Source organism: Sorangium sp. So ce406 (assembly GCF_051474675.1).
Lineage (GTDB): Bacteria > Myxococcota_A > Polyangia > Polyangiales > Polyangiaceae > Sorangium > Sorangium cellulosum_G.
Genome location: NZ_CP150340.1, coordinates 9,855,054 through 9,881,171 on the forward strand (window position 1 = coordinate 9,855,054; position 26,118 = coordinate 9,881,171).

Below are 26,118 nucleotides of genomic sequence, written 5' to 3' on the forward strand. Positions count from 1 at the left end.
CTCCCGCATCGCCGTTCAGACCCGGCCGCTCCCGGCGCGGCCGCGGCCCGCGAGGTCCCACGCCATCGCGACGGCCTCTTCCGCGCTCTCGACGGACGCGATGCGATCCGAGCGCCTGTCGTCCACGCGCCCTCCGGCGAGCTGCCTTGCCCAGCCACCGGTCGGCGCGAGCGCGAGCAGCGGCTTGCCGAGCTGCCAGGCGACGGCGATCTCGGTCAGCGTCCCCGCGCCCCCGCCGACGGCCACGACGACGTCGGCCGCCGCGACGACGAGGATGTTGCGCCCGATCTGCAGGCCGGTCGGGACGACGATGTCCACGTACGGGTTGGCCGCGGACGCCTCGTACCCCGGCAGGATCCCGAGGATATCGCCGTCGCGCCACGTCGCCGCCTCGCGCCCGCCGCGCGAGACGGCGGCCATGACGCCCCCGAGCCCGCCGGTGACGAGCCGGAACCCCGCCTCGACCGCGCGCCGCCCGAGCTCGACGCACACGGCCTCGGTCGCCGCGTCCAGCGCGAGGCCGTTGCCGACCACCGCCATCACGGGCCGGCGCGGCACGTAGGGAGCGATGTCCCTCCTCGTGTCCTCGTCTTCGCGATCGTCGTCCATCACGGCTCCGCTCCGGCGCCCGCGTGCCGCCGCGTCACGTGGCGCTCGACCCGGTCGCGAGGCGCATGGTGTCGCTTCCCGCGGAGCGTGGCAAGACCGCGCAAGGCCGCGCGCGCCGGCCGGCGGCGCAGCCTCGCGGGGGCGCGCGCTACGGCTGGCCTGTGTAGAGGACGTCCACGGCCTCGGCCCAGAGCTTGTTCATGGCGACCCGCCCGGCGGGACCGGGGTGCACCTGATCGTCGAGCTGCTCGGGGTGGTCCTCGAAATACGCATACAGATCCGGCCCGGGGACGAGGCCGTTCTCCTGCGTGAGCTCGTCGATCGCCTGGTTGAACACGTCGAGCGTGTCGTGGTGGCCGTCGGGCGAGAAAGGGATGCGCGCGAGCACCGGGACGCGGCCCGCTTCCTGGATCCTGTCGATGAGCTCCTGCAGGTTCGACCTGAAGGTGCTCGGGTCGGTCTGGTCCCAGGAGTCGTTGGTGCCGTAACCGATGGCGAAGAAGTGGAAGTCGGGGTTCATCTCCAGGACGTCATCGAGGCGATCGAGCGCGCTGGGGCGGTCGTCCGTGGTCTTCGTGAGCTCGCCGCCGATGCCGCCGTTGATCATCGCGGGGTAGTTGGCCTCGTGCGCCGCGTGGATGTTCTCGGCGAAGCTCGGCTGCGTGGCCGGGGTGTCGCGGTCGTAGGCGAACGCGGTGATGCTGTCGCCGAGGAAGAACCACGTGTCCTCCGCGCCGTTCGAGATGTCGTGCACGTCGATCTCGTCGAGCTGGACGCCGGCGTCCGCGGTCGTCGCCGGGGCCGCGGTCACGACGAACCGCACCCAGCTCTGGCCGCTGAAATCGAAGCTGTGGGCGCGCGTGCGGACCGGGTTGTCGGTCACCTCGGCGACGCTCTTCCAGGTGCCGTCCTGGCCGTTCGTGGAGTCGCTCGACGTCTCCACGTGGTAAGCGCCCGGCGCCCCGTATTGCACGTCCGTGTAGTTGTAGTTGTACGAGGCCGTCCAGCTCAGGAGCAGCCGCTCGTACCCGGTGCCGACCTGGATCGCGACCCAGGCGGGCGCCGCGGCGGTCGGCTTGCCGGCGATCCAGGTGCCTGCCGACCTGTACTTGCCGTCGTTGATCACCGACGCCGTCCCCGACGAGGCGAAGGCGGGCTTGCCGCGGGAGATGATGGGGTTGGGCGTGATGCCCTGCGCATCGGGACCGCCGCCGGTGCCGCCCGCGCCGCTGCCGCCCGTGCCGGTGGCGTCGCCGCCCGCGCCGCCGGTACCGCCGCCCGCGCCGCCGGTGCCGCCCGTGTTGCCGCCCGAGCCCTGAGAGCCGCTCCCGCTGCTCGCGGACGAGCCGCCGCCCGTGCCGCTGGCGCCGACAGAGGAGTCGCCGTCGTCGGAGCAGGCGGAGAGGAGAGCGAGCGTCCCCAGCGCAAGAACGAGTGAACCGGTTCGAAGAAGTGAGCCCAAAGCCATCTCAGTTGACCTCCAGGGGAGGCACTCTGGGACATCGGGGCCACGATGTGAACCGGTAAAGTTGAGGACGCGGCGGGGCGAGGGCGAGGCTGGGGGAGCGCTGCGCCGCGGGGGATTTGTCGCGCAACACGGCAAAATTACAGAGCAGTTGCTCAGGCGGCACCCCGGGCGTGGTGGGATGGGCTGATCACCGCGGCGACGCGCCACGCATGCCCATGGCGATGGTCGGGCGGTTACGGGGGCGCGGCCGTCGCGCGTGCCCAGGTGTAAGGTGGACCGGGGCACCCGCGTTCGACCTCGGAACTCGCGCGATGTTCGCACGGGAGTTCGCAGGGGAGTTCGAGAAATGCTCGCACGATGGACGCGATTCGCGGTCACGGCGGCGCTGCTCACCGGATGCGGTGCCGTGGGCTGTGGAGGGCAAGGCGCAGCGCCGGTGAGCGGGCTCGACGCCCTGCCGGAGCGGTACATGTACGAGGGCGAAGTTGCCATCGAGCCCGTCGCGCTCGAGGAGCTGCTGGAACGGCTCGTCCGGCTCGGCTGCCAGCGGCTGCCGGCGATCCCGACGTCGATGGGGGAGCCGGCGCCGCCGCAGCCGACTGATCCCTCGCTTCACTGCGTCGTTGCGCTCCGGGAGGAGTCCCGTCCCCCGCGGAGGCGCCTCATCATCTACCCGGAAGGGTCCGGCTGCTTCGGGCCGTGCTCGTTCCACATCGAAGGACACAAGCTCTACGCCGTCAAGGACTTCGAGGGCTCGCGCGACGACGACGGGTTCAAGAGGATGGTCCGGGCGGATGTGCGCAAGCTCGGCAACCTCGTGAAGATCGTCGAGGGCACCTGGAGCATCCAGGCGCGCGATGCGCGGGGTGTCCTGTACTGATGCGTCCTGCATCCATGACGAGCGATCCACCGCCCGTGCGCCAGGGGCCAGGACGCCCCCTCAGCGCGATCCACTCACAGGATTCTCGTCCGGCCTATCTCTGACCGGTTGGCACTCTCCGAGCGACTCAGCCAACGAACAACGATCACGGCTGCCCAACTGGCTCATGAGACACCAACGTCAGAACACTGGGACTTTTTACCGTTGCAGAAAAGCGAACATGACGAACAGCGCCATCGGACAATAACTTTGCCAGCTCAGAAAACCCCGACTTTGCCTCAACCGTGAACGTCACATCTCCACATTTTGCACCGAACTCATAACGAGAATCCCGAGACGGCAACCGACCTGGACCGAGCGACAGAATTGCGCTCAAGGTTTGCCGCGTGTGGATATACTGCGCGTTATACACCACGATTCTTCTGCAAAGAACATCGCCCACCGGGACGTTCTCCAGATCAGAATCTTGAGGCAACGGCTCCCACGACGCGAGAAAGAACAGATCCGAATCCGATCGTTTCTTTACTGTCGCCTTGATCGGATGACCATGGGCGCCGTACCCGTCGCGCTTGGCGATCAGATACTCGACGAGCCCAAGCTTGATATCTGGATGCACGTCAACGATGGCCGATTTGTTATTATCACACGACGCCATGACATTGCGCTGCGCCAAATAAAGACACGCGGTATCGGGCTCAGGAGGCAGCGCAGCATGCGGGACTCCTTGGAGCGCGCAAACGAAGGGTTTGCACTTGGATTCCGGGGGTTGCCTCGCCGGTTCTTGAGATGACGACGGAGGCACTGGGTCTTCGGCTACAGATACCAGAGGTGGCCGCTGCAAGGCCGGTTGCTGCACGACCGGCTGTTGAGAGGGGACGACGGATATCGGAGCCTTGCCCGCATCCTGGGGCGACGATCCGCACGAGGACGGCCAGCGAAAGTCGATCAGGCTCAGCAGCGGGAAGGCGATGACCGAGGCCATGATGGCGACTATCAATGTGCTGACGATCTTGAATGCCGCGAGGACACCCGAAGGCGAATCGCCCAGTCCGCGTGCACCAATGCGAGCTTGCCTGCCGAGACCTGGACCAGGGGAGCATGTGGATCCAAGCTCTGGCGCGGAAGACGACCTCGCGGTTGCCTGCCGCGGCGCACCATCGTGCGATTCCATGATCACTGTCTGCTGGCGAATCGACTGTCTTATCCCTCGTGCAATGGCCGCCCAAGCTTCGTTCTGCCGCTCCCATTTCAGCACCGGCAGGCCGTCCGACGGCAGCATCTTCAAGTGCGAGAACGGAGCCGAGCTCCAATCACAGTCATCCAGTAGAATTGGCGTGACCCGTGTCTGCCCCAGCTTGTGTCGACGCAGGGCTTGCTCCATCTCGTGCCACTGCGTGTCAGCGGCGAGATAATCGGCACTGATAAGGAGAATGATGATGTGCGCGGCCTCGATCTGTGCGACGAGCGATGCGTTGCGGTGTTCTCCCGCAGCTATACGTCCCGCGTGAAGTGTGCGGATCTTCCCTTCGCGCTTGAGCAGCGCAAGGTGCTTCCTGAGCACGTGTTGGTGCGCCTCGTCGGCCTCGGCATAGGAGATGAATACATCGAGAGGACCAGGCGCAGCCATGACCGGAGCATAGCAACAAGGGGTGCGAGTGGAAGTTCCTCGCAGCAACACCTTTGTCACGCGCTCCAGTGGAACGCTGCCAGCGCTGCTCCGTCCGTGTCGCAACCGCCGCTTGAGGATGCCTGGCACCAAACGCCCCACGCCTTTCGGAGCGTTCATCGACGTCTTCTCCCTCAACGCATGATCGAGGCCTGAGCACGGCTGCTGCGTGCTTTCGTCCGTGTGGGACGCGTGTGGTGAGGAGGGGACGATGGCGACGGACGCGGCGACGATCCAGGCGAGCGAGGCGCCGCAACAGGCATGGGTACGCTGGCGCGCGAGCCTGCGGACGTGCTGGACGGGTCGACACGATCGCAGCAAGTTCGAGGTGTTGATGATCGCGTGAGCCCGCGGGAGTTCGGTGAAGTTCACTGGTGAAGAACGCACGGCGATGCCGATGAAGACGCGCCGAGCGCCGGTGAAAAGCGCGACTCGTGCCGGTGAACTTCCCCGGTGAGGACGACGCGGGGAGGTCAGTGCTTGCGGGCGCGGCGCAGCTTGGAGCGCGCGCGGCACGCTCGCGTGCAGCGTCGACGCGGATCGTCCCGAGTTCATGCTGATGGACCTGAACGGCAACGGTCGAGTCGACATCGTGGTGACCGAACGCTGCAACGACGACGCGACCGGCACGACGCGCTGGCTGCTCGACGCCTCCACCTGCACGTAGTCAGCGAGCCACGGGGCGCTTTACGCGCGAGGTTCACGGTGTCACCCTCCGCTGGATGACGGACGCCAAGGCCGCCTATCACCACGGAGATCTGCGCAATGCGCTGGTGGAGACCGCGACCGAGCTCGTGCGCACCTCCGGCGCGGAGGGCTTCAGCCTCCGCGACGCCGCCCGGACGCTCGGGGTCTCGGCGAACGCGACCTACCGGCACTTCGACAGCAAGTCCGCGCTGCTCACGGCGGTCGCGAGCGCGGAAGCGGACAAGCTCGCGCGGCGGATGCGACGCAAGATGGCCGACGCCGAGCGAGCCCTCGATGGACGAGACGACGCGGAGGTCGCGATCGAGTGTTTCAAGGCGATCGGTCGCGCGTACGTCGCCTCCGCGACCGAGGAACCGGAGCTCTTTCGTCTCATGCACGGGCCGAGCGGCCTGTGTCAGATGAGGCGCGAGCCACGTGCGGACGCCGCGGACCATCCCACGGCGGATCGGATCCTCGGTGAGGCGCTCGACCGTCTGGTGAGCGGCGGGGTGATCCCGCCCGAGAGCCGCATCGACGGCGAGATCCGCGCCTGGACCGTGGTCCACGGCTTCGCTTCGCTGGTGCTCGACGGCGCCTTCGCCACGGTCGCTTCGCGCGCGGAGGTGCTCGAGGGCCTCCTGGACTTCGCGCTTCGAGGGCTCGGCGCGAGCCAGGCCGGCGCGAAGGGGCCTCGGCGACAGCGGCGGCGCCCGTGACCCTCGCGTCCTGACGAGCGGCCCGAACCGCGCCGTTCGCGCGCTCGTGCGACGCGATGTTGACACTGTGAACTCTGGCGCCTATGTTCACTCTGTGAACATCCGGGGTGCGCATCCACAAGGAGCGAGCGTCCAATGGCGAAACTGAACGGGAAGGTCGCGGTGGTGACGGGTGGGAGCGACGGCATCGGGCTCGCGACGGCGAAGCTCTTCGTCGCGGAGGGAGCCACGGTCTACGTCACGGGTCGGAGGCAAGAGAGGCTCGACGAAGCGGTCGAGGAGATCGGAGGCGGCGCCTTCGGCGTCCAGGGCGACGTCGCCAACCTGGCCGACCTCGACCGGCTCTTCGCGCGGATCGGGCGAGAGCAGGGCAAACTCGACGTCGTGTTCGCCAACGCCGGCATCTCCGGGGTCGCGGCGATGGGCGCGATCGACGAAGACCACTTCGACCGCATTTTCGGCGCGAACGTCAAAGGGCTGCTCTTCACGGTGCAGAAGGCCCTGCCTCTCATGAAGAGCGGAGGCGTCGTCGTCCTCAACGGCTCGATGAGCGGGAGCAAAGGCTTCCCGAATCAGTCGGTCTACAACGCCACCAAGGCCGCCGTGCGCTCGTTCGCGCGGACCTGGACGACCGACCTGAGAGGCTCCGGCATCCGCGTGAACGTGGTCTCGGCGGGGGCCATCGACACGCCGGGCATGCGCCGCTTCGTCGGCGGCCACACAGAGGCTGCAGAGGCGCAGATCGCGGGCCTCAGTCAGTCCGTGCCGCTCGGGCGGTTCGGGGGCGCGGAGGAGGTCGCCAAGGCCGTGCTCTACCTGGCGTCGGACGACAGCAGCTACGTCGCGGGCGCCGAGCTGTTCGTGGACGGCGGGGTCGTCGCGGTTTGAACGTCGTCGCGGTTTGAACGTCGTCGCGGTTTGAACGTCGTGACGTCCTATCCGCTGCGTGAGCCCCGCGTTCCGGGATAGCCCGCCCGCAGCCCTTCCTCCCGGCCTTCCCGCCGGCCATGGGCCACGTAGGTGCGCGCGAAATCACTCTGGAACTCGTATCCGCTCTTCATCATCGCCTCCAATGTCCGTCTCGCCGCTTCGTTCATCGAGGAGAGGACCAGGTCCCCGTACAGGGCGCGGCGCTCCTCATCGAGCCCGGCAGCCGCTGCCAGGAACGCCACGCCGATCGCCTCCGCCGCGTCGCTCTGCCCATGCGCCATGGCCGAGAGCACGACCCCCTCGGGCGCTGCCCTCGCCTGCTCGGCGTCGGTGACGACCGGGACGCCTTCGGGACCGAGCCCCAGCGGCGTCAGCGTCCAGCCAGAGTGGCCCGTGTCGAGCGGGCGCGAGCACCACCTCACCATCGCCGGCTCGGTCGTCACGACCAGCAGCCGGGTCGGGCAGCGGTGCCGGGCCCTCGTCTGGGTCACGTACACCGGCCAGGCATACGGCTTGTCCAGGTCCACGCCGAGCTGGACCTCGACCACGATGGCCATCGCGGGCCGCTGCTGCTCGCCCACGAGCAGCACGACGATCCCATCGGCGCAACAGGTCGAGGGCACGATCTCGGTGAGGTCGGAGGCTTCGACGCGCGCCTCCGTGAACGCCGGGACCGGGTGGCCGAGCGCGTCGTGCAGCATCTCGGCGGCCAGCAGATGAAGGGTGACGGGACCGACGTTCCTGGCGATGGCCTTGATGGCCTCACCAGGCCGGCGGGCGCGTGACCTGCGTGACGGACCACGACAGACCGGATAGAGAGCGGTAGTCAGAGAGAGGGCTCGGCCGCCTTGACAACACCCGTTGCACCGCGAGCGCTTCGGCCGGTTGCGCTTTACCGGGAATTACGGTTCGTACCGGCAGGCATGCGGAGCGTGCTGGCCAACCACCGCCCTCCAGGGCGGCGCTGGACGACTGAAAACCTGAAGCGTTTGCTCAGGAGCCGGTTAGAACGAGCAACTCCCTGGCGTCGCTGATGACCGCGGCCCGGCGGACCCAGCCGTCCAGCTCGGCGATGTCGGTGCTGGCGAGCACGCGCTCGCGCACCTCGGCGGGGATGTCCATCCCGCGCGCCTCGAGGAAGGCGAGCACGTCGTGCGCCTTGGCTTCGAGGAGCCCCAGCTGCCGGCCCTTCTCGATGCCCTTCTCCATGCCCTTGGCCACGTAGCTGCGCGCGAATTCACTCTGATACTCGTACCCGCTCTTCATCATCGCCTCCAACGTCCGCCTCGCCGCTTCGTTCAGCGAGGATAGCACCAGGTCCCAGTACAGGGTGCGGCGCTCCTCATCGAGCCCGGCGACCGCCGCCAGGAACGCCACGCCGATCCCTTCCGCCGCCTCGCTCTGCCCGTGCGCCATGGCCGAGAGCACGACCACCTCGGGCGCCGCCTTCGCCTGCTCGGCGTCGGTGACGACCGGGACGCCCTCGGGACCGAGCACCAGCGGCGTCAGCGTCAAGCCGGGGTGGCCCATGTCGATCGACCGCGCGCACCACCGGGCGATCTCCGCGTCCACCGTCACGGCCAGCAGCCACGTCGGACAGCGGTGCCGGGCCCTTGTCTGGGTGACGTACACCGGCCAGACGTACGGCTTGTCCGGGTCCACGCCGAGCTGGACCTCGACCACGATGGCCATCGCGGGCCGCTGCTGCTCGCCCACGAGCAGCACAACGATCACATCGGCGCGGCGGTTCGAGGGCACGATCTCGGTCAGGTCGGAGGCATCGACGCGCGCCTCCGTGAAGGCCGGGACCGGGTGGCCGAGCGCGTCGTGCAGCATCTCGGCGGCCAGCGTCGGCCGGTTCTTGAACAGCTCCACCAGGGCTTCATGGGTCACTGAGGGCATCGGGTAGTCTCTCTGGCAGGTACAGTCATGCTGGATTTCCTGGCGACGTGCCTGGCTCGTGCAGTGGCTCTCGCACGGGCCGCGCAGCCGCCTCCCACCCTGAAATTCCGGGCCGCCTCGTGGAGTCGTCACGCCTGGTGCCTTCCGTGTTCCCCGACGTCAGCGCGCCTTCCGAGGTTCATCGGCGCCTCCGGAGCTTCAGCGCGAGCGCTTCACGGGCGATGCGGAGCCGGCTCGCTGCGGTGTACGGGTTCATGCCGCGCGCCTTCGCGAACGCGACGAGCGACTCCGGGCGGTCGACGGTGAGCAACATCTCGCGCTGCCACGGCGTGAGCTGGGCGAGCGCCTCCAGATCGGCGCGCGCCTCGATCTGCGCTTCGAGGCTCGGTCCGGCGGGCTCGCGCAGCACGCCGAGCGGCTGCGCGTGGAGGACCACGTGACGCACGTAGGCGCTGTTGACGTAGTGCGACACCTTCCTCCAGGCGACGCCGTGGATCCACGCGCGGAGCGCCCGCCGAGGCTCGTCCGAGGGGTCGGGCCGGTACATGCCGCGCTCGACGGAGCGCCATGCGCCGAGGAGCACCTGCTGCTCCACGTCGGGGCGGTCCCGCGCCGGGACGCCGCTGGAGATGAGCACGGCGAGGATGAGCGATCGCTCGGCCAGGATCGCCTGGATGGTCGGGTGGGCTGCGGGATGCGGCGGCGGGAGATGCGGCTGGTCGGCCCGCGTGCTGCGGGGGCGATCGGTGCTGTACCGCTGTGAGCAGCGGTGAAGAAGGCGATCGGGGTGAGGGGTTTGGCTGTCGATGGACGGATCGATCTGTTGGCCTTTTTCGGGCCACGGACGCAGCTTCGCCATGTCGGACCTCGTTCCGCGAAGTTCGAACGACGTCTAGCGGCTCGCTCTGGCCGAATTAACAGACGATAGTCTGTGTTTCGCTGAAGGCCTGCAGCGTGAAGCCGAGCGCTGGTGGTCTCGCCCAGCTCACCGATGCATTTGAGATATCCTCAGGAATCTTGCTCAACTCGGCAACGATGCCGGAGGTGAGAACGAGGCCGGTCGCCGAAGACTCCCAAAACGCAGTCAAGTTGTCCACGGTGGCCGCCGGCAAGTTTGTATGCAGCTCTTCCGCTGCAAGCCGAAGCAGCAGTGCAGCGACTTCGTCACTGGGCGAGCCAGCCTGTCCGTGCATGTTGCACACGAATTCCTCGCTGGTCGTGAGCCCAGCAAGCGACGAGGACAACCCGACACTCTGATGTGCTCGCACAACCTAGCTGCCTAGGTTCTCGGAGGAGAGGGAGGACGCCGCCCCTGGGCTGCTCGCCAACGCTCTTTCGAGGACGGTTCATCATTTTCTACTGCTGCTCGCGGGCGCCCCTCGTCCTGGCTCGGCTACCATCGTCCGCCGTCCCGGAGCCGAGCGGCGGGCTAGCGGGCTACACGCCGACCGTGCGATCAAGGGTCGAACTCAGCTCTCGTCAGTACGGGTCCTCAACTCAACACCGGGTTCGATTCCCGGTGCCTCCATCACGAAGACACGGCGAGAGCCGTGTCATTTTTTTGGCGTGTGACCTGATAAATTTCAGTAGGGACGGATCGATGCGCGGCCGGATGTAGGTGGAACCACCGGGAGCGAGCGCGGCCGGTGACGCCAGGGTACGGGGTTCCACGGAACTCCACGGCGGGCACCCGGCCGGCGGGGCGGATCCCGGGTCTGAGTCCGCGACGCCCGGGGCTCGCCAGCGAGACCCAGCGAGCAGACACGGCCGCGTGGAGATGTAGGCGGCGGTGGGGGCCCTGCGCTGCGGGGCCTGGCCATCTCCTGGCTGCGGCACCCTGCCGGAGGCACGTCCTCTTGACACGGCACGGCATCTCCGCTGGCCTCACAAACTGGGATGGCTATGCAAGATTTAAAACGGAATTAGCCACGCCGCCCCATCTCAACAGGCACCATGAAACACAAGAGGGCATCGCATATGAGCCAACACCGTGACCCCGAATTCTTGGAAGCCGACCTTGCTACGTACCTCACTCGCCTTCTAGAACGGTGCCGTATATCTCGCCCCGATGTCCAAGTCTGCCAGATCTCACAAGCCGAGGAGAATGGCGCTGGATACGATGCATGCATCACGTCCATCTGCCCATTCTTTGTTCAGCTCAAGCGCTCCTACTTTTACACACCTAGTAGCGCCAGCACAATCCTCACGGAACGCACAAAGCTCAAACTGCCAACGGATCAGGGGGTATACTTCTTCAAACTCCATCGCACATCGAAGCACGCAAAAGAACTCCAACATAACGCTCTACACCGGCTGGCACAATCTGAAGCTGCTGCGTATTTAGCACCACTGTTCTTTCGTCGGCAGGCGCTCGAGAACATCCCCAATGACTATGCCCTATGGGCCTGGTCGTACGGACCCGTTTCAATCACAGATTCGCTCTCCACGATCGACATTAGCCGCGTACGGCTGTTCCACAGACTGATCACGATCCCACCGCATAAGCCCGTAACAAACGCCAACCACAAATACTCCTACACCTCTCCAGGCGATGTGTGTTTTCACAGTGATCCAGAGCCACTACAAGATCCCCGGATTATGACCCTTACTGAACTCCTGCAGCGCCTCGGAACTGAAGGACCTCAGGAACGTGGATCTCGTATGCGGTCCCCGCAACAGGCTGCGGAGGAGGTCGTTCCAAGACTCCCCGAAGTGTTAGGTCTCGCCAAGCAATCCCGCGCGCTCCGAGAGGTGGTATCTCGGGGCTTCGAGCAGGTCCTTGGACCCGATTACAAAATTCCGTCGAACCCAACGTTAGCACTAATAAACATGCATCTTGGCCCCATTCCCAGCCTGCGCATCTTCGGCAACATTCTTGAGTACGAGTGGGGCATTCGCCAGTATGCAGTGGTTAAGCGCGCACCGTGATCTAGCATGGTCCTGGGAGATCCGAGGCTCCAGCGGCACGAGCTAGAAGAACCGCGGCGTGTCGTGGCTCGACAGCAACGGCTGTGATTGAACTCCGCGGGCTGGGTGCAGCGGGCGCCCGGCGCACCATATAGTCGAAGGCAAGACAAATTCTACAGCGAGGGACCAGGACGACGAGGCCCCCCGAGCCCGACGCGGAGGAGGAGCAGCCGGCGGAGCCTTGTCGACGCCGCCCGAGGACCCGGCGACCCCAGCGCTTCCGGTGAGGCGGCGCTGGCCGGAGCCGAGGCCGGGCGCTCTGATCATCATCGTATCCACGCCCCTCATGATCGCTGGATCCAAAGTAATGTGCTCCACAACGGCTCGATGTCGAGGGTACCGATGCGAGCAGCGGGTTGCACGGTCGAACTAATCGGCTGGCGCCGGCACCGGGTGTAGACGAACACTCCGTGTACCTGGTATGCTTCACCACCGACAGCAACCCCACAGTACCGCACACGAACCATCTAAGCAATCAACATGACCATCCGCAATTCATCTGTTAAAATATCAAATTACAAATGCTTTGGAAACGAGCCCCAAGGATTTGAACAGATATCACCAATAAACATCATCATCGGGCGGAACAATGCGGGCAAATCGTCACTACTCGACCTTATCGAACTGGCAACCAACACGAAGAACATCAACAAAATCAGCAGACATGCACACCGCCAGGGCTCCCCGCCAGCGCTGTATATATCAAAGCCACTCACCGAAACAGATATTAGCGCTGTATTCCCAGAAAACGTTCGCGGAGGCTCAATCCCTAGCCACGGAAGCCACTGGGACTATGGCAGGTTTTGGATTGGCAAAAAGTTCGAATGGAAGATAGAGATGGAACACAAGCATACACCAATACGACTAGAGCCGCCTTTCAAACACCGAGATTCCGACGAACATATGCGTCGGCTGTGCGAACAAACAAAGAACCCGCTACACGGAAAGCAACTTCTTCGTCTACTCGCAGACCGCGATATACAACCAGAGCCGCAGCTAAGCCGAAACATTGAACGCAACGGCGCGGGAGCGACAGGACTTATTACAAACTTCATCACAAATTCTCTACTAAACGGCGATTTAGTGGAGAAGACGCTACTCGATGACTTAAACAAGATCTTTCATCCGGACTCAGCGTTTGAGCGAATCACAACACGTCGACCCGACGAAGGAAGTTGGGAAATTTTCCTCGACGAGGAAGGGAAAGGCCGGATATCGCTATCAAACTCCGGGAGCGGGCTGAAAACAATAATACTATCGTTAGCGCTCATCCATCTGGTACCAGAAATCAAAAACCACAAACTGTCACAATACACGCTCATTTTAGAGGAACCCGAGAACAATCTGCACCCAGCCATGCAGCGGCGCCTCATGCGCTACCTGCGAACCATAGCCTTGAAACATGAGTGCTACTTTTTCATTACGACACACTCCAGCGCTATAATCGATTATTTCGGACATGATTCAGAGGCGCAGATAGTTCATGTCACGCATAACCGAACCACAGCGACATCTCGCCGAGTTGCAACCTACATCGAGAGACAAGGAATACTAGACGATCTCGACATCAGGGCCAGCGATCTGCTCCAATCGAATTGCGTTGTGTGGGTAGAGGGACCAACGGACAGGATATACTTCAATCGATGGATTGAGCTATGGACAAATGGAGAACTATCTGAAGGATTGCACTACCAGTGCATATTCTACGGCGGCAGACTGCTTTCACATCTTTCTGGCACATCACCAGATCATGAAGAATGTTCTGGAATAAAAATTCTACACGTAAACAGACATGCAGTTCTGTTGATGGACAGCGATCGCAAGGAGGCTGGAGACACTATCAACGCGAGCAAGCAGAGGCTGGAACAAGAAATTTGCAGCGTGGGAGGGTACTGCTGGGTGACCGCCGGTAGGGAAGTTGAAAACTACATTCCCACAGATTCTCTAAGAAAATTCATTGATAGGCCAGATGCTTGCCCACTGGAGCAACATGAGAAGATCGGTGATTACCTGTCCAGCCTCAACCACGAGCTAGGTCCCATTTTTGACAGGAAGAAGGTAATGTTCGCGGAGGCCATAACGCCGCTGATAACCAAGCACGAACTAGAGAGCACGCTTGATATGGCTGCGAGACTGATGAAGGTCACCGAATATATCCGGAAAGTAAACGGATTGACGGACGCTTAGCCGTGTAACTTCGGTGTGCCCCGACGCCAGGTCACGGCGCTCCGTCTGTGAGTAACCGCCCGGCCATCGCCATGGGCATGCCCTCTTGCGGCTCTCGCCGGGGTCGACGATGCTGGGCGCGGGGGCGGTGTCGGCCCACGGCTCGGGGCCGGCACGGGTGGGCTCTGGAAGGTGCCCGGCGAGGCGGTCTCCTCCGCGTCGCAGACCGAGGTTCGCGTTGGTCAGGTCGCGTCGGCGTCGCCGGCGGTCGGTAACCGTCCAGCCAACGCCATGGGCAGGGCCCCTTGCGGCTCTCGCCAGGGTCGACCATGCTGGGCGCGGAACGGCGTCGGTCCACGGCACGAGGAGGGTACGGGGACCTGGGATGATGCCCGGCGAGGCGGCCTTCGCCTGCGTCGCAGACCGGCCCCCCGTCGTTCAGAAGGCTGCCGAGCCCGTGAACCTCGACGCAATTGGCGCGAGCTAGGTGCTCGGTGGCGCGGTGCCGCCTGCGGGGTTCGCGGCTCTTGGGGGCAACTGCTGCGCGCTAAGGATTAAGGCGCCATCGCCAACGAACGGCTCCAGCACCACCAGTTCGGCCCACTTGTACTGCCCGGTCGCCTGCCAGATCAGCCCCTTCGTGCTGTGGGCGGTGCAGAACGCGATATGTCGATCGTGCACACGCATCTTGTTCAAGGCGTCCTGCGTGAGCCGGCCGGCTTGCAACTCGGCTGTGGTCCATTTGTTCACCGCGTTCGCGTCGTCGCGGAGATCGTAGAAGTCCCTCTCCGCGAACGGCAACTCACATGTGAGAATGTAGTCGTACTCGTAAATACGGTTCTGCGCGAACGCGAGCGCATCGGCGGCCGAGAGAGCGAAGTACATGCCACGGCCCAGCTTCTGCATGCTTTGATTACTCAACCGCGTGAGCCGTTCCCCCACGGCAACTGGATCGTATTTGGAGCTGACTAGGCGAAAGACCTGCATGGGTGGCCCCTTCGACGAGGGGCGGGGCTTGACATGGGGGCGCCCGATCGTCAAGCGCCCGACCCAGCGACTGGTCGGTGTCCAGCGGTCGGGCGGACCGCCTCCCGCCGCAGCGGCACGCGGCGCCCCTCCCGCGCCCGCTCGGCGGCCAAGTCGCCCGCTCGGCGGCCAAGTCCACCGCCGCGACCGCGGGAGCTCAGACGGCGGGAAGGCCGGGCGCGGAGCCGGGCCCAGCGCCTCGTGAGCCGCGCACACCGCAGCCGCGCACACCGCGGGCGCGCGCGGGGCGCCGAGGAGCTCTGTGAGGGTACGAGCGGCGATCTGCGCGGTCGCGAGGTCGCCTGCCGCGTGGGCAGCGGCGATGGTCTGCGTGAGGGTCGCGACGAGCACCTGGCGCGGGCTGGTCGCCGGGGGCGTGGTCAGGGCTGCTTCGGGTCGGGGAGAGGTCGCCGGCGCTGCCTCATACGTGGGCGCCGAGGGCACCGCCGGAAGCGTCACCGAATCGTCCGGCCGACCAGAGATCGCGGGGTTAGCGCCCACGATCGGCAGGTTCACGTCAGGCTTGACTTGCTCGAAACCTACGGAACTCCGCCCGATCGTGTCATCCCGCTCCCCCACCCCGCGCGATGAACCCCCTCTCCGCGGCCGGGCAGCTCGGCGCCCCTTCCCTTCCTCCCCGCCTACCCGCCCTCCCCCACCAGTGCGCTCCAGTCGATATCGAACCGCGCCAGGTACTTCCGCAGCCTGTCCGCGTCATTGACGCTCTTCTTCTTCGCCCGCGACGCCGCGAACAGCACCCTTCCCGCCTCCGACAGCGACCGCGCGCTCTTCAGCACCCGCAGCACCTCGGCGAGCTGCGCCCTGTCGAACTGGTCGAGCGTCGCGGCCCTCCGCGCGCCGAGCGCGGCGACGACGACATCCTCCCCGTCGCTCCCCTCCCCCGCTGCCCCCACCGCGCCCGCCGCGCCCGCCGCGCCCCCGGCTCCGCCCCCCGCCGGCCCCCGCCGCCACGCCTCGCTCAGCCGCTCGATCTCCTCCTCCACGATCTCCACCCCGATGCGCCCCCCCGGCGCGAGCGTCGCCATCCGCGTCACCGCCGCGTTGAAGTCTCTGAAATTGCCCGGCCACACCGCCTCCCGCGACGTCGCGAACCGGAGGAACCGCGCACGCGCGTCGCGGCTCATCGTGATCCGCACGCCGAGCAGCCGCGCCGAGGCGTCGAGCTCGTACTCGAGGTTCGGCTCGATGTCCTCGACCCGCTCGCGCAACCCCGGCAGCCGGAAGGTCCACAGGTTGATCCTCGCCAGCAGGTCTTCCCGGAAGCGCCCCGCCGCGACCTCCAGCGACAGGTCCCGGTTCGTGCCGGCGAGGAGCAGGAACTCGCTACGTACCTCCCGATCCGAACCGACCGGCAGAAACGCCTTCTCCTCGATCGCCCGCAGCAGCATCGCCTGCTCGTCCGCGCCGAGCTCGCCGATCTCGTCGAGGAACAGCACGCCCTCGTGCGCCTTGCGGAGCAGCCCAGGGCGGTCCTTCAGCGCGCCCGTGAACGAGCCCCTCTCGTGGCCGAACAGCGCCGACATCGCGCCATCGCCGCGGATCGTCGCGCAGTTCAGGTCCACGAAGTCGCCGCTCACCTGCCGGCGCCCCTTCTTGAGGTCGTAGATCTTCCGCGCGAGCTGCGACTTCCCGGCGCCCGTCGGACCCATGAGCAGGATCGGCGCCCGCGACGCGATCGCCACGTGCTCGATCCGCTCGATCAGCTTGTTGTACGCCGCGTTGCGCGTCTCGATACCGCTCTTCAGGAACGACACCCCCTCGCGCTGCTCCTTCTGGAAGCGCGAGGCGATGCGGTCGTACTTCGAGAGGTCGAGATCGATGATCGTGAACGACCCGGCCGCGAGCTCCGCCCTGTCGCGCTTCGGCGGTGACGTCTGGATGAGCCGCCCCGGGAAATAACGCGACTCCGTGAGCAGGAACAGGCAGATCTGCGCGACGTGCGTGCCCGTCGTGATGTGGAGGAGGTAATCCTCCCGGTCGGGCGCGAACGGGTACGCCTTCGCGAAATCGTGGAGCGCCCCGTACACCGCCTCGAAATCCCACGGATCGTCCACATCGACGACATGACCGCGGATCTCCGTCTCCGGCGACACGTGCCGCACGTCCCTCATCACCGTCTCGGCCAGGTGCTCGAACCGGCGCTGGTAGAGCAGCTCGAACCGGTCGACGAGCAGGTCCTCGTGCTGGCAGAGCGCCACGCTCGGACGCCAGCGCGACCAGCGCTCCGTCGTCTTGCCGGTGTCCAGCGTGGGGCCGAGCATGCCGAGGATCACCGTGGGTTTGCGGGTCATAGATGGTTCTCTAGGTGCTTTATACAGGAAGATAAGACCCATGGCCACCCCGCCGAGACCCGGCCAAAACCCGGCCGAGATCGCCGCGATTCCAGGTGGCACGCGCCGTGCGATACGCCCCGGCACACCGAAGCACAACGCAACCAGCGCAACCACCGCGCGCGAGCCCGACGGCTCGCCCCCCCTCGGAGAACCGGCCATGGAGCGAAGCTACAACGTCATTCCCACGGACTCGGGCGTTCCCATCAAGGCGTGGACGGTCGGCGTGCCGTTCGAGGCCGCCGCGGAGAAGCAGCTCAAGAACCTCGCGTCGCTGCCGTTCGTCCACAAGTGGATCGCCGTGATGCCCGACGCGCACCAGGGCATCGGCGCGACCGTGGGGAGCGTCGTCGCGACCCACGGCGCTGTCATCCCGGCGGCCGTCGGCGTCGACATCGGCTGCGGGATGATGGCCGCGCGCACGAGCCTCCGCGCGTCCGAGCTCCCGGACTCGCTGCGCGGGCTCCGCACGGCCATCGAGGGCGCGGTGCCGCACGGCCGCACCGACAACGGCGGGAAGAACGACCGCGGCGCGTGGCGCACGCCGCCCCAGGCCCAGCTCGACGCGTGGGCCGCGCTCGAGCCGCGGTACAAGCAGATCGTCGAGAAGCACCCGCGCCTCGGACGCGGCTCGGCCATCGAGCACCTCGGCACGCTCGGGACCGGGAACCACTTCATCGAGCTCTGCCTCGACGAGGAAGAGCGCGTCTGGGTGATGCTGCACAGCGGGTCGCGCGGCGTCGGGAACCGCGTCGGGAGCTACTTCATCGAGCTCGCCAAGGAGGAGATGCGGCGCTTCTTCGTCAACCTGCCCGACGCGAACCTCGCGTACCTGCCCGACGGGACGAGGCACTTCCACGACTACATGCAGGCCGTGTCGTGGGCGCAGGACTTCGCGGCCGTGAACCGGGAGCTGATGATGGCGCAGGTCGTGCGGGCGCTCCGCGAGTCCGGTGAGCTGCCCCCCTTCGACGCGGCCGTGGAGGCGGTGAACTGCCACCACAACTACGTGGCGCGCGAGCACCACTACGGGAAGGACGTCCTCGTGACGCGCAAGGGCGCCGTCCGCGCGCGGGCAGGCGACCTCGGGATCATCCCGGGCAGCATGGGCGCGCGCTCGTTCATCGTCCGCGGGCTCGGCAACGCGGAGAGCTTCTGCAGCTCGAGCCACGGCGCGGGGCGCGTCATGTCGCGCACCGAGGCGCGGCGCCGCTTCACCGTCGCGGAGCACGAGGCCGCGACCTCGGGCGTCGAGTGCCGCAAGGACGAGGATGTGATCGACGAGACGCCCGCCGCCTACAAGCCGATCGACGACGTGATGCGGGCGCAGAAGGACCTCGTGGAGATCGTCCACACCCTGCGACAGGTCGTCTGCGTGAAGGGGTGAGCCGCGGCCCGCGGTCGTGGTATCGCTCATCGAGGGAGAGTCGACTGCCATGCTGACCATCGATGGATCCGTCGGAGAGGGAGGAGGCCAGATCCTCCGCACGACGCTCAGCCTCTCGCTGATCACGCAGACGCCCGTCCGGATCACCTCGATCCGCAAGGGCCGCGCGCGCCCCGGCCTGATGCGGCAGCACCTCACCTCGGTGCAGGCCGCCGCCCAGATCGGCCGCGCCGAGGTGTCGGGCGCCGCGATCGGGTCGCAGGAGATCGTGTTCCGGCCGAGCGCGATCGCGCCCGGCGAGCACACGTTCCGGGTCGGCAGCGCGGGGAGCACGATGCTCGTGCTGCAGACAGTCCTCCCCGCGCTGCTCCGCGCGCCCGCGCCGTCGACGCTCACGCTCGAGGGCGGCACCCACAACCCGATGGCGCCGCCGTTCGACTTCCTGGAGCTCGCCTATCTGCCGCTCGTGCGCAGGATGGGGCCGGACATCACCGCCACGCTCGTGACGCCCGGCTTCTACCCGGCCGGCGGCGGGCTGGCCCGGGTCTCGGTCGCGCCCGCGCCGTCGCTCGCGCCGCTCTCGCTGCTCTCGCGCGGAGAGATCCGCGGCCGAAAGGCCGTGGCCACCGTGTCGAACCTCCCGAGCTCCGTGGCGATGCGCGAGCTCGAGGCGGCGGCGGGGGTGCTCGGCTGGGAGCCGGCGTGCTTCAAGCCGCGCGTGCTGACGGGCGGGCACGGGCCGGGGAACGTGCTCACGATCGCCGTCGAGAGCGAGCACGTGACCGAGGTATTCACCGGCTTCGGCGAGAAGGGCGTGCGCGCGGAGACGGTCGCCACGAAGGTCGCCGAGGAGGCGCGCGACTACATCGCGGCGGGCGTCCCGGTGGGCGAATACCTGGCCGATCAGCTCCTCCTGCCGATCGCCCTCGCGGGGCGCGGCGCCTTCCGGACCGTGCGCCCGTCGTCGCACACGACGACCCACCTGCAATTGCTCCGGGACCTCCTCGGGATCCGCGCCTCGGTCGAGCAGGTCTCGGAAGCGGCGTGGCACATCGAGATCGAGCGCTGAGCGCGGGACGGCTCGACAGAACGCGTGAGTCGCCGCGGCGCGACGTGCCCTGTCCCGGCGCCATGCAGACGGGCAGGATCGCGATCAGCGACCGCGAGATCCACGACGGCAGAGATCGCGGCGTGCACCTGAAGCCCCGAAGCTCGCTCGGGACAGAGGCTTCCTTGTCAACCGGGCTTGCCGCCGCGCTTGCGCATCGCGCGCACGGCGGCCGCCGCGATGCTCGTGGACAGCGGCGCGCCGCCCGTCGCGATCCGGCGGATGCCGTCGATGACCTCCTCGAGCTTCGAGGTCTTGACGAGATGCCCCCGCGCCCCCGCGCGGAGCGCCTGGGCGACGCGGGACTCGTCGCCATAGCCGCTCAGCACGAGGAGCGTCGCCTGCGGCAACTGCGCCCTCAGCGCTCCGAGGAGCTCGATGCCGTCCCGGTCCGGAATGTCGAGGTCGACGAGCACGACGTCGGGCGTGCAGCTCGCCGTCTCGCGCAAGGCGTCGGCCGCCGTCCCGGCCTGGCCCACGACGACGATGTCGGGCTCGTCCGAGAGCGCTCGAGCGAAGCCTTCGCGAACGATCGGGTGATCGTGGATGAGATAAATGCGCAGCGCGCTGGCAGGGGTTTCCGCCATGATGACCCCAGGGGGAGCTGGAGCGTCGTTCAAACCACGATTCGATGACCATGAGCAGCACAAGTCAAGCTGCTCGGGTCGTCTTCGGAGGGCCCTTGCAGAGGGCAAGCGCGGTGTGCCGAGAGGGGCTCGACGGCGGATTGACGGCGGCGTCCCGGTCGTGCCACATCACGGCGGGCGCACGGCGCGCCCGACCGTCGCGGCTGCTCACGACCGCGGCGCGACAGCGAGCATCCGGACGGAGCGGCGCGGAAGGCGGGACCATGGCGAAGCGCGATTACCTCAAGATGACCGACATGACGCTGGCCGAGGCGCACCGCGTGCTCAGGCTCGCCACGCGCCTCAAGGAGGAGCCGAAGGGGCGGCGCGCCACGCTGCTCGCCGGCCACTCGATCGCGGTCGTCCTGGAGAAGGCGAGCACGCGCACGCGCGTGTCGTTCGAGGTCGGCATCGCGCAATTCGGCGCCCAGCCGGTCGTGCTCAGCACCCAGGGCAGCCAGCTCGCGCGCGGCGAGCCGATCCGGGACACGGCGCGCGTGCTCGCCCGCTACTGCGACGCGATCGTGTTCCGCACGTCGTCGAGCGCGCGGCTGCTGGAGATGGCCCAGGCGACCGTGCCGGTGATCAACGCGCTCTCGGACGACGGCCACCCGGTGCAAGTGCTCAGCGACATCTTCACGATCCAGGAGGCGCTCGCGGCGGCCGGGGACAGGAGCGGGATCGCGGGGCGGCGGGTCGCGTTCCTCGGCGACTGCTCGAGCAACATGGCGCGCTCGTGGCTCGAGGCGGCGCCGCTCTTCGACTTCCACCTCGTGCTCGCGGGGCCCGAGGGGTACATGCCGCCCGCGGACGAGGTCGAGCGGGCGCGGGCGACAGGCCACGTGACGCTCACGAGCGACCCGCGCGAGGGCGCGGCGGGCGCGGACGTGGTGAACACCGACGTGTGGGCGAGCATGGGCCAGGAGGACGAGGCGGAGCGGCGCCGCGCCGCGTTCGCCGGCTGGACGGTGAACGCGGGCGTGATGGAGAAGGCCGCGTCGCACGCGATCGTGCTGCACTGCCTGCCGGCGCACCGGGGCGAGGAGATCGACGACGAGACGCTCGAGGGGCCGCGCTCGCGGGTCTGGGACCAGGCCGAGAACCGGCTGCACGTGCAAAAGGCGCTGATGCTGTGGCTGCTCGGCGTCGAGCTGGCCTGAGGCGGGCGGGCCCTCTCGTCAGGTAGCTCCCACGCCGCCGAGGCTCATGAGTCTGCCGTCGGCGGCGGCGGTCTGCTCCACGAACTGCCTTGGGACGGACGTCTCGAGGAGACGAGACGAGCTCTTGCGCTGCGGATCGCGCGGTGCAGCAGAGCAGCGTGACGACGGCATGACAACGGCCTGAGAGAGGTCCTGAGCAGACCGACGCGGCGGGCGGCGCGTGCGTGCATCGATGTGCGCTCCCGGGGCGCGCGCTCGAGTCCGCCCGCTGCTCCGGAGCTGTTCCGCGCCCGCGATCCGGAGTGAGGCGGCGCCGGCTGGTTGTTCGACAGCACACCTCGAGAGCATCCGGTGGTGCGTTCCTGGTGAACGTACCACCAGAGTCTGGTTTGCAACGACCGTGCGATCGGCCGAGATCTGCGTGAGATCGCAGCGAGCTCATGGGGATTGAGGACGGAGGAACTCCCTCCTCTTGCAGGCATTTTCAGCGGAGAAAATTGAACAGGGAGGCGGGGAGGCGGGGAGTATTTTGAGGATTTTCCTCCCCGCCTCCCTGTGGTTTTTCCCGAACAATTTCAGTTGGTTGAGTGGTTCTGATGATCCGAGCTCTCGTTCGGGATCGTCCCGGGGAGTAACGAAGGGTTCTCCCCGATTGCGAGTGAGGACGATGAGCCGCACTGTTACGACCCCGCGCAATGAGCTGGACGCGAGCTGGATGTCGAGCGCTGGCGCGAAGCTCCGGGACGCGTGGTCGAGACACACGGGACGTTGTTTCACAACGAGACGAAGGAGTTACCACCATGCGAAATAGGTTCGACAGGAACACCGAGTACGGGCGCGACGAGCGCGGCTGGGACGAGCGCCAGGGGCAGAGCGGCGGACGCTGGGACGAGCGCCAGGGACAAGCCGGTAGCTGGGACGAGCGCCAGGGGCAGAGCGGCGGACGCTGGGACGAGCGCTACGGGCAGTCCCGGAGCTACCTCCCCGAGCGGAGCTGGGGGCGCGAGGAGCAGCGCACCTCGGGCTACGACCAGGACCGCGACTACGGGTACACGGCGCAGCGCGGCTACGGCGGTGAGCACACGTTCGACCAGGGCCGCTTCGCCGGCGGGTTCGATCGCGATTACAACCGCAACTTCGGCGACTACAACCGCAGCTTCGGCGGCGACTACAACCGCGATTACCGCGGCTACAACCGCAGCTTCGGCGGCGACTACGACCGCGACTTCGGCGGCGACTACCGCGGCTACAACCGCGGCTTCAGCGGCGACTACCGCGGCTTCGGCGGCGACTACAACCGCGACTTCGGCGGCGACTACCGCGGCTACAACCGCGACTTCGGTGGCGACTACCGCGGCTACAACCGCGACTTCGGCGGCGACTACCGCGGCTACAACCGCGGCTTCAGCGGCGACTACGACCGCAGCTTCGGCGGCCAGTACGGCCGCGACGAGGGCCGCGGTTGGGGACGCGAGCAGGACCGTGACTTCGGGCGCGACCAGGGCCACGATGCTGGCCATGACTTCGTCCGCACCGTCCGCGACGCGGGGCGCTCCGCGATGCAGAACGTCAGCGGCGCCCTGAACCACCTCGGAGAGCGCGTGCGCAGCGCGCTCGGCCGCGGGCCCAAGGGCTACAAGCGCTCCGACGACCGCATCCGCGAGGACGTGTGCGAGATGCTCTCGGACCGCGACGACATCGACGTCCGCGAGGTGACCGTCCGCGTGCAGAACGGCGAGGTCACGCTGGAAGGCACCGTCAACGAGCGGTACCACCGGCGCCTCATCGAGCAGATCACCGAGAACGTCCGCGGGGTCGAGGACGTCCACAACCAGATCCGCGTCAAACGACTCACCGAGACGACCTCGACCACCGGCTCGACCACGACAACCGGCGCGACGGCCTCGACGGGCGCGCAGCAAGGCGCGTCTCGCCCGATGGCGAACGACGTCGCCCACCGCTGAGCCCTCGCCGGCTCACGGCCGGCCCGCGAGATCCGCGATCACCTTCACCAGGCAGGGCGGGTCGATCGGCTTCGGTACGTGCTTCTGAAAGCCGGCCATGAGCGCCCGCCTCCGGTCCTCGATCCGGGCATAGGCCGTCAGCGCCACCGCGGGGATCCCCCGGATCTCGTCCCTCCCCGTCGCGCGCACCTGCTTGATCAGCGCGTAACCGCTCTCCCCCGGCATGCCGATGTCGCTGACCAGCACATCGGGGCTCAGCCGCTCCAGCAGGCCCATGGCCTCGCCCGTCGAGCCGGCCGCGGTGACCTGCGCGCCCGTCGCCTCCAGCACGAACGCGATCATCTCCCGGGCGTCCGGCTCGTCCTCGACGAGGAGCACGTGGATCCCGCTCAGCGGCGTCGAGCCGTCGTCCTCGAGCGCGGCGGGCCGCGGCGCAGGCGGCGCCCCGCCGCGCGCGCTGATGGGCGCGTCCTGCGCGGGGAGCGTCACCGTGAACGTGGCGCCCCACCCCTCCCCCGGGCTGTCCGCCTCCACCGTGCCCCCGTGCAGCTCGACCAGGTGGCGGACGATCGCGAGGCCCAGCCCGAGCCCGCCGTACGCGCGCGTCGGCGACGAGTCGCCCTGGCGGAAGCGCTCGAAGACGTACGGCAGAAACGCCCGGGCGATGCCCTTGCCGTTGTCCGTGACCGCGATCACGACCTGGGCCTCGCTCCGCGCCGCCCGGACCGTGACCCGGCCGCGCTTCGGCGTGAACTTCACCGCGTTCGAGAGCAGGTTCCACATGACCTGCTGGAGGCGATCCGGGTCGCCGCTCAGGTGGCCCAGCGCCTCGCCGAGCTCGACGCAGATCTCGATGTCCTTCGCCCGCGCGGTCGGCGCGAGGGTGTCCACGGCGGCCTCGATGACGCCGGCGAGGTCCACGGTGACCGGGTTCAACCGCAGCTTGCCCGTGATGATGCGCGAGACCGTGAGGATGTCGTCGACGATCTGCGACTGCGCGTGGGCGTTCCGCTCGATGGACGCGATCCCCTGCTTGACGCGCTCCGGGGCGAGCTCCTTCTCCTTGATCAGCCGCGCCCAGCCCAGGATCGCGGTGAGCGGCGTCCGCAGCTCATGAGAGACGGTCGCGAGGAACTCGTCCTTCATGCGGTTCGCGTCCTCGGCCCGGAGGCGATCCTTCTCCGACTGGGCGAGCGCCTGCTGCTCGCGGCGGAGCAGATCCGCGCGCTCCTCCTCGAGCAGCTTCAGCCCGGTGATGTCGACGACGGCGCCGGTCAGGAACATCGTGGCGCGCGCCTCGTCGTAAAGGATGCGCCCGCGGTCGTGCACCCACCGGATCGCCCCGTCGGCGCGGACCATGCGATGCACGATGTCGTACACGCAATGCTCACGGACGCACCGCTCGGTCATGGCGCGCACGGCGTCGAGGTCCTCCGGGTAGACGCGGCTCATCCAGTCGTCGACGGCCTGCGTCGTCTCGCGCTCCTCGAGGCCCAGGATGCGGTTCAGGCTCGCGTCCCTCGTGTCGGACCACGTCGCCAGGTCGATGCGCCACGTGCCCACGTCCGCCGCCCACGTGGCGAGCCGCAGCCGATCCTCCCGGTCGCGGAGCGCGCTCTCGATCCGGAACCGCTCGGTCATGTCGACCGCCGAGCCGACCATGCGGATCGCCTCGCCGGCGGCGTCGCGGAGCGCGTAGGCGCGATCGAGCACGCGGGCGATCGACCCGTCCCCGCAAACCACGCGGTACTCCGCCGACCAGCAATCGCCGTCGCCACGGAGGAACTGCTCCAGGCCGCGCGCCACGCGGTCGCGATCCTCGGGGACGATGCGCCCGAGCCACCACCAACCAGAGGGATCCGTCTGGTCGGGAGCGTAGCGAAACAGCTCGTGAAAGCTCTCGTTGCGCTCGACGTGATCGGTCCGGATGTCCCAGTCCCAGATCGAGTCTTTCGTGGCGCGCGCGAGGAGGCGGTACCGCTCGCGCTCCACGTCGGCCGCAAGGCGCAGGCGCGCCGCCTGCTCGTCGACGCTCCCGGGCGCGGCCTCCCCGCCCGGCTGCGCTGTCGCGCCCCGCTCCGACGCCGGTGCCTCCGGGAGCGCCCTCCGGGCGACGGCGGCGAGCGCGACCGCCGCCTGGTCGGCGAGCGCCGACAGCAGGCAGGCCTCGTCGTCCGTGGCCTCGGCCGAGCGCGCGACCGCGAGCACGCCGGAGACGCGGTACTCGACGATCAAGGGCGCGGTGGCGACATGAGCCGACCCGCGCAGCGCGCGCGCGATCCCCTCGTCGAAGCTCGGCTGAGCGACGCCCCGGAGCTCGGCGAGCAGCGCCGGGTCGAGGCCCTGCGCGGACCGCACGACCGGCCGCTCCTGCTCGTCGTTCACGAGCAGCACGGCCCTGTCCGCGTCGCTCAGCTCCGTCGCCGCGGCGACGACGGCCTCGTGGATCGCGCACGCGGAGCACGCCCGCGCGAGGGCGCGCCCGACCTCGGTCAACGCGCGTAT

Annotated in this window: 21 protein-coding genes; 10 read left to right on the forward strand and 11 right to left on the reverse strand. The window is 67.5% G+C overall.

What is annotated here, in order from left to right; all coding sequences use genetic code 11:
• Nucleotides 1-15 precede the first annotated feature (15 nt).
• Nucleotides 16-609, reverse strand: coding sequence for a TIGR00725 family protein (locus tag WME96_RS37005; RefSeq protein WP_437286285.1), 594 nt, complete (start codon nt 607-609; stop codon nt 16-18).
• A 148-nt stretch (nt 610-757) separates the two neighbouring features.
• Entirely contained in the window at nt 758-2,077 is a 1,320-nt protein-coding gene (locus WME96_RS37010; RefSeq protein WP_437286286.1) for an SGNH/GDSL hydrolase family protein, read from the reverse strand.
• 346 nt (nt 2,078-2,423) lie between these two features.
• Between WME96_RS37010 and WME96_RS37015 the strand changes: the two genes are divergently transcribed.
• Nucleotides 2,424-2,957, forward strand: a complete 534-nt coding sequence (locus tag WME96_RS37015; protein ID WP_437286287.1) for a hypothetical protein — start codon at nt 2,424-2,426, stop codon at nt 2,955-2,957.
• A 145-nt stretch (nt 2,958-3,102) separates the two neighbouring features.
• On the opposite strand, the gene WME96_RS37020 is transcribed toward WME96_RS37015, so the two are convergent.
• Nucleotides 3,103-4,584, reverse strand: a complete 1,482-nt coding sequence (locus WME96_RS37020) for a TIR domain-containing protein (RefSeq protein WP_437286288.1) — start codon at nt 4,582-4,584, stop codon at nt 3,103-3,105.
• A gap of 250 nt (nt 4,585-4,834) precedes the next feature.
• Between WME96_RS37020 and WME96_RS37025 the strand changes: the two genes are divergently transcribed.
• From WME96_RS37025 to WME96_RS37035, 3 genes are all read left to right on the forward strand, one after another.
• Nucleotides 4,835-4,969: a hypothetical protein gene (locus WME96_RS37025; protein WP_437286289.1), complete on the forward strand. Its 135-nt coding sequence runs from the start codon at nt 4,835-4,837 to the stop codon at nt 4,967-4,969.
• Between the two features lie 376 nt (nt 4,970-5,345).
• Complete coding sequence (locus WME96_RS37030; protein WP_437286290.1) at nt 5,346-6,026, forward strand: TetR/AcrR family transcriptional regulator; 681 nt, start codon at nt 5,346-5,348, stop codon at nt 6,024-6,026.
• 135 nt (nt 6,027-6,161) lie between these two features.
• Entirely contained in the window at nt 6,162-6,914 is a 753-nt protein-coding gene (locus WME96_RS37035; protein WP_437286291.1) for an SDR family oxidoreductase, read from the forward strand.
• 47 nt (nt 6,915-6,961) lie between these two features.
• Here WME96_RS37035 and WME96_RS37040 read toward each other — a convergent pair whose 3' ends face one another.
• The 4 genes from WME96_RS37040 to WME96_RS37055 form a co-directional block, all read right to left on the reverse strand.
• Complete coding sequence (locus tag WME96_RS37040; RefSeq protein WP_437286292.1) at nt 6,962-7,657, reverse strand: hypothetical protein; 696 nt, start codon at nt 7,655-7,657, stop codon at nt 6,962-6,964.
• Between the two features lie 292 nt (nt 7,658-7,949).
• Nucleotides 7,950-8,858, reverse strand: a complete 909-nt coding sequence (locus WME96_RS37045) for a hypothetical protein (protein ID WP_437286293.1) — start codon at nt 8,856-8,858, stop codon at nt 7,950-7,952.
• A gap of 178 nt (nt 8,859-9,036) precedes the next feature.
• Complete coding sequence (locus tag WME96_RS37050; protein ID WP_437286294.1) at nt 9,037-9,717, reverse strand: sigma-70 family RNA polymerase sigma factor; 681 nt, start codon at nt 9,715-9,717, stop codon at nt 9,037-9,039.
• Between the two features lie 55 nt (nt 9,718-9,772).
• On the reverse strand, nt 9,773-10,060 hold the full coding sequence (locus WME96_RS37055; protein ID WP_437286295.1) for a hypothetical protein: 288 nt from the start codon (nt 10,058-10,060) through the stop codon (nt 9,773-9,775).
• A gap of 775 nt (nt 10,061-10,835) precedes the next feature.
• On the opposite strand from WME96_RS37055, the gene WME96_RS37060 reads away from it, so the two are divergent.
• Both WME96_RS37060 and WME96_RS37065 read left to right on the forward strand, forming a co-directional pair.
• Complete coding sequence (locus tag WME96_RS37060; protein WP_437286296.1) at nt 10,836-11,786, forward strand: hypothetical protein; 951 nt, start codon at nt 10,836-10,838, stop codon at nt 11,784-11,786.
• Nucleotides 11,787-12,305: 519 nt separating this feature from the next.
• On the forward strand, nt 12,306-14,012 hold the full coding sequence (locus WME96_RS37065; RefSeq protein WP_437286297.1) for an ATP-dependent nuclease: 1,707 nt from the start codon (nt 12,306-12,308) through the stop codon (nt 14,010-14,012).
• Nucleotides 14,013-14,474: 462 nt separating this feature from the next.
• Here the strand turns inward: WME96_RS37065 and WME96_RS37070 are convergent, their stop codons facing one another.
• Both WME96_RS37070 and rtcR read right to left on the reverse strand, forming a co-directional pair.
• Nucleotides 14,475-14,897, reverse strand: a complete 423-nt coding sequence (locus tag WME96_RS37070; RefSeq protein ID WP_437286298.1) for a hypothetical protein — start codon at nt 14,895-14,897, stop codon at nt 14,475-14,477.
• Nucleotides 14,898-15,658: 761 nt separating this feature from the next.
• Complete coding sequence (gene rtcR / locus WME96_RS37075; protein WP_437286299.1) at nt 15,659-17,329, reverse strand: RNA repair transcriptional activator RtcR; 1,671 nt, start codon at nt 17,327-17,329, stop codon at nt 15,659-15,661.
• 199 nt (nt 17,330-17,528) lie between these two features.
• Here rtcR and WME96_RS37080 point away from each other — a divergent pair, with 199 nt between their 5' ends.
• Together WME96_RS37080 and rtcA are read left to right on the forward strand one after the other, a co-directional pair.
• On the forward strand, nt 17,529-18,755 hold the full coding sequence (locus WME96_RS37080; protein ID WP_437286300.1) for an RtcB family protein: 1,227 nt from the start codon (nt 17,529-17,531) through the stop codon (nt 18,753-18,755).
• 49 nt (nt 18,756-18,804) lie between these two features.
• On the forward strand, nt 18,805-19,824 hold the full coding sequence (rtcA, locus tag WME96_RS37085) for an RNA 3'-terminal phosphate cyclase (protein WP_437286301.1): 1,020 nt from the start codon (nt 18,805-18,807) through the stop codon (nt 19,822-19,824).
• Between the two features lie 167 nt (nt 19,825-19,991).
• Here the strand turns inward: rtcA and WME96_RS37090 are convergent, their stop codons facing one another.
• Nucleotides 19,992-20,450, reverse strand: coding sequence for a response regulator (locus WME96_RS37090; RefSeq protein WP_437286302.1), 459 nt, complete (start codon nt 20,448-20,450; stop codon nt 19,992-19,994).
• Nucleotides 20,451-20,713: 263 nt separating this feature from the next.
• Here WME96_RS37090 and argF point away from each other — a divergent pair, with 263 nt between their 5' ends.
• Both argF and WME96_RS37100 read left to right on the forward strand, forming a co-directional pair.
• Nucleotides 20,714-21,649 (forward strand): ornithine carbamoyltransferase, encoded by a 936-nt coding sequence (gene argF / locus WME96_RS37095; RefSeq protein ID WP_437286303.1) that lies wholly within the window; start codon nt 20,714-20,716, stop codon nt 21,647-21,649.
• 800 nt (nt 21,650-22,449) lie between these two features.
• Nucleotides 22,450-23,613, forward strand: coding sequence for a BON domain-containing protein (locus WME96_RS37100; protein ID WP_437286304.1), 1,164 nt, complete (start codon nt 22,450-22,452; stop codon nt 23,611-23,613).
• A 12-nt stretch (nt 23,614-23,625) separates the two neighbouring features.
• Here WME96_RS37100 and WME96_RS37105 read toward each other — a convergent pair whose 3' ends face one another.
• Complete coding sequence (locus WME96_RS37105; RefSeq protein ID WP_437286305.1) at nt 23,626-26,109, reverse strand: hybrid sensor histidine kinase/response regulator; 2,484 nt, start codon at nt 26,107-26,109, stop codon at nt 23,626-23,628.
• Between the last annotated feature and the right edge of the window lie 9 nt (nt 26,110-26,118).

Coding starts and splice junctions, on each gene's coding strand:
- WME96_RS37005 (WP_437286285.1), bottom strand. CDS start 609: ATGGACGACGATCGCGAAGACGAGGACACGAGGAGGGACATCGCTCCC.
- WME96_RS37010 (WP_437286286.1), bottom strand. CDS start 2,077: ATGGCTTTGGGCTCACTTCTTCGAACCGGTTCACTCGTTCTTGCGCTG.
- WME96_RS37015 (WP_437286287.1), top strand. CDS start 2,424: ATGCTCGCACGATGGACGCGATTCGCGGTCACGGCGGCGCTGCTCACC.
- WME96_RS37020 (WP_437286288.1), bottom strand. CDS start 4,584: ATGGCTGCGCCTGGTCCTCTCGATGTATTCATCTCCTATGCCGAGGCC.
- WME96_RS37025 (WP_437286289.1), top strand. CDS start 4,835: ATGGCGACGGACGCGGCGACGATCCAGGCGAGCGAGGCGCCGCAACAG.
- WME96_RS37030 (WP_437286290.1), top strand. CDS start 5,346: ATGACGGACGCCAAGGCCGCCTATCACCACGGAGATCTGCGCAATGCG.
- WME96_RS37035 (WP_437286291.1), top strand. CDS start 6,162: ATGGCGAAACTGAACGGGAAGGTCGCGGTGGTGACGGGTGGGAGCGAC.
- WME96_RS37040 (WP_437286292.1), bottom strand. CDS start 7,657: ATGCTGCACGACGCGCTCGGCCACCCGGTCCCGGCGTTCACGGAGGCG.
- WME96_RS37045 (WP_437286293.1), bottom strand. CDS start 8,858: ATGCCCTCAGTGACCCATGAAGCCCTGGTGGAGCTGTTCAAGAACCGG.
- WME96_RS37050 (WP_437286294.1), bottom strand. CDS start 9,717: ATGGCGAAGCTGCGTCCGTGGCCCGAAAAAGGCCAACAGATCGATCCG.
- WME96_RS37060 (WP_437286296.1), top strand. CDS start 10,836: ATGAGCCAACACCGTGACCCCGAATTCTTGGAAGCCGACCTTGCTACG.
- WME96_RS37065 (WP_437286297.1), top strand. CDS start 12,306: ATGACCATCCGCAATTCATCTGTTAAAATATCAAATTACAAATGCTTT.
- WME96_RS37070 (WP_437286298.1), bottom strand. CDS start 14,897: ATGCAGAAGCTGGGCCGTGGCATGTACTTCGCTCTCTCGGCCGCCGAT.
- rtcR (WP_437286299.1), bottom strand. CDS start 17,329: ATGACCCGCAAACCCACGGTGATCCTCGGCATGCTCGGCCCCACGCTG.
- WME96_RS37080 (WP_437286300.1), top strand. CDS start 17,529: ATGGAGCGAAGCTACAACGTCATTCCCACGGACTCGGGCGTTCCCATC.
- rtcA (WP_437286301.1), top strand. CDS start 18,805: ATGCTGACCATCGATGGATCCGTCGGAGAGGGAGGAGGCCAGATCCTC.
- WME96_RS37090 (WP_437286302.1), bottom strand. CDS start 20,450: ATGGCGGAAACCCCTGCCAGCGCGCTGCGCATTTATCTCATCCACGAT.
- argF (WP_437286303.1), top strand. CDS start 20,714: ATGGCGAAGCGCGATTACCTCAAGATGACCGACATGACGCTGGCCGAG.
- WME96_RS37100 (WP_437286304.1), top strand. CDS start 22,450: ATGCGAAATAGGTTCGACAGGAACACCGAGTACGGGCGCGACGAGCGC.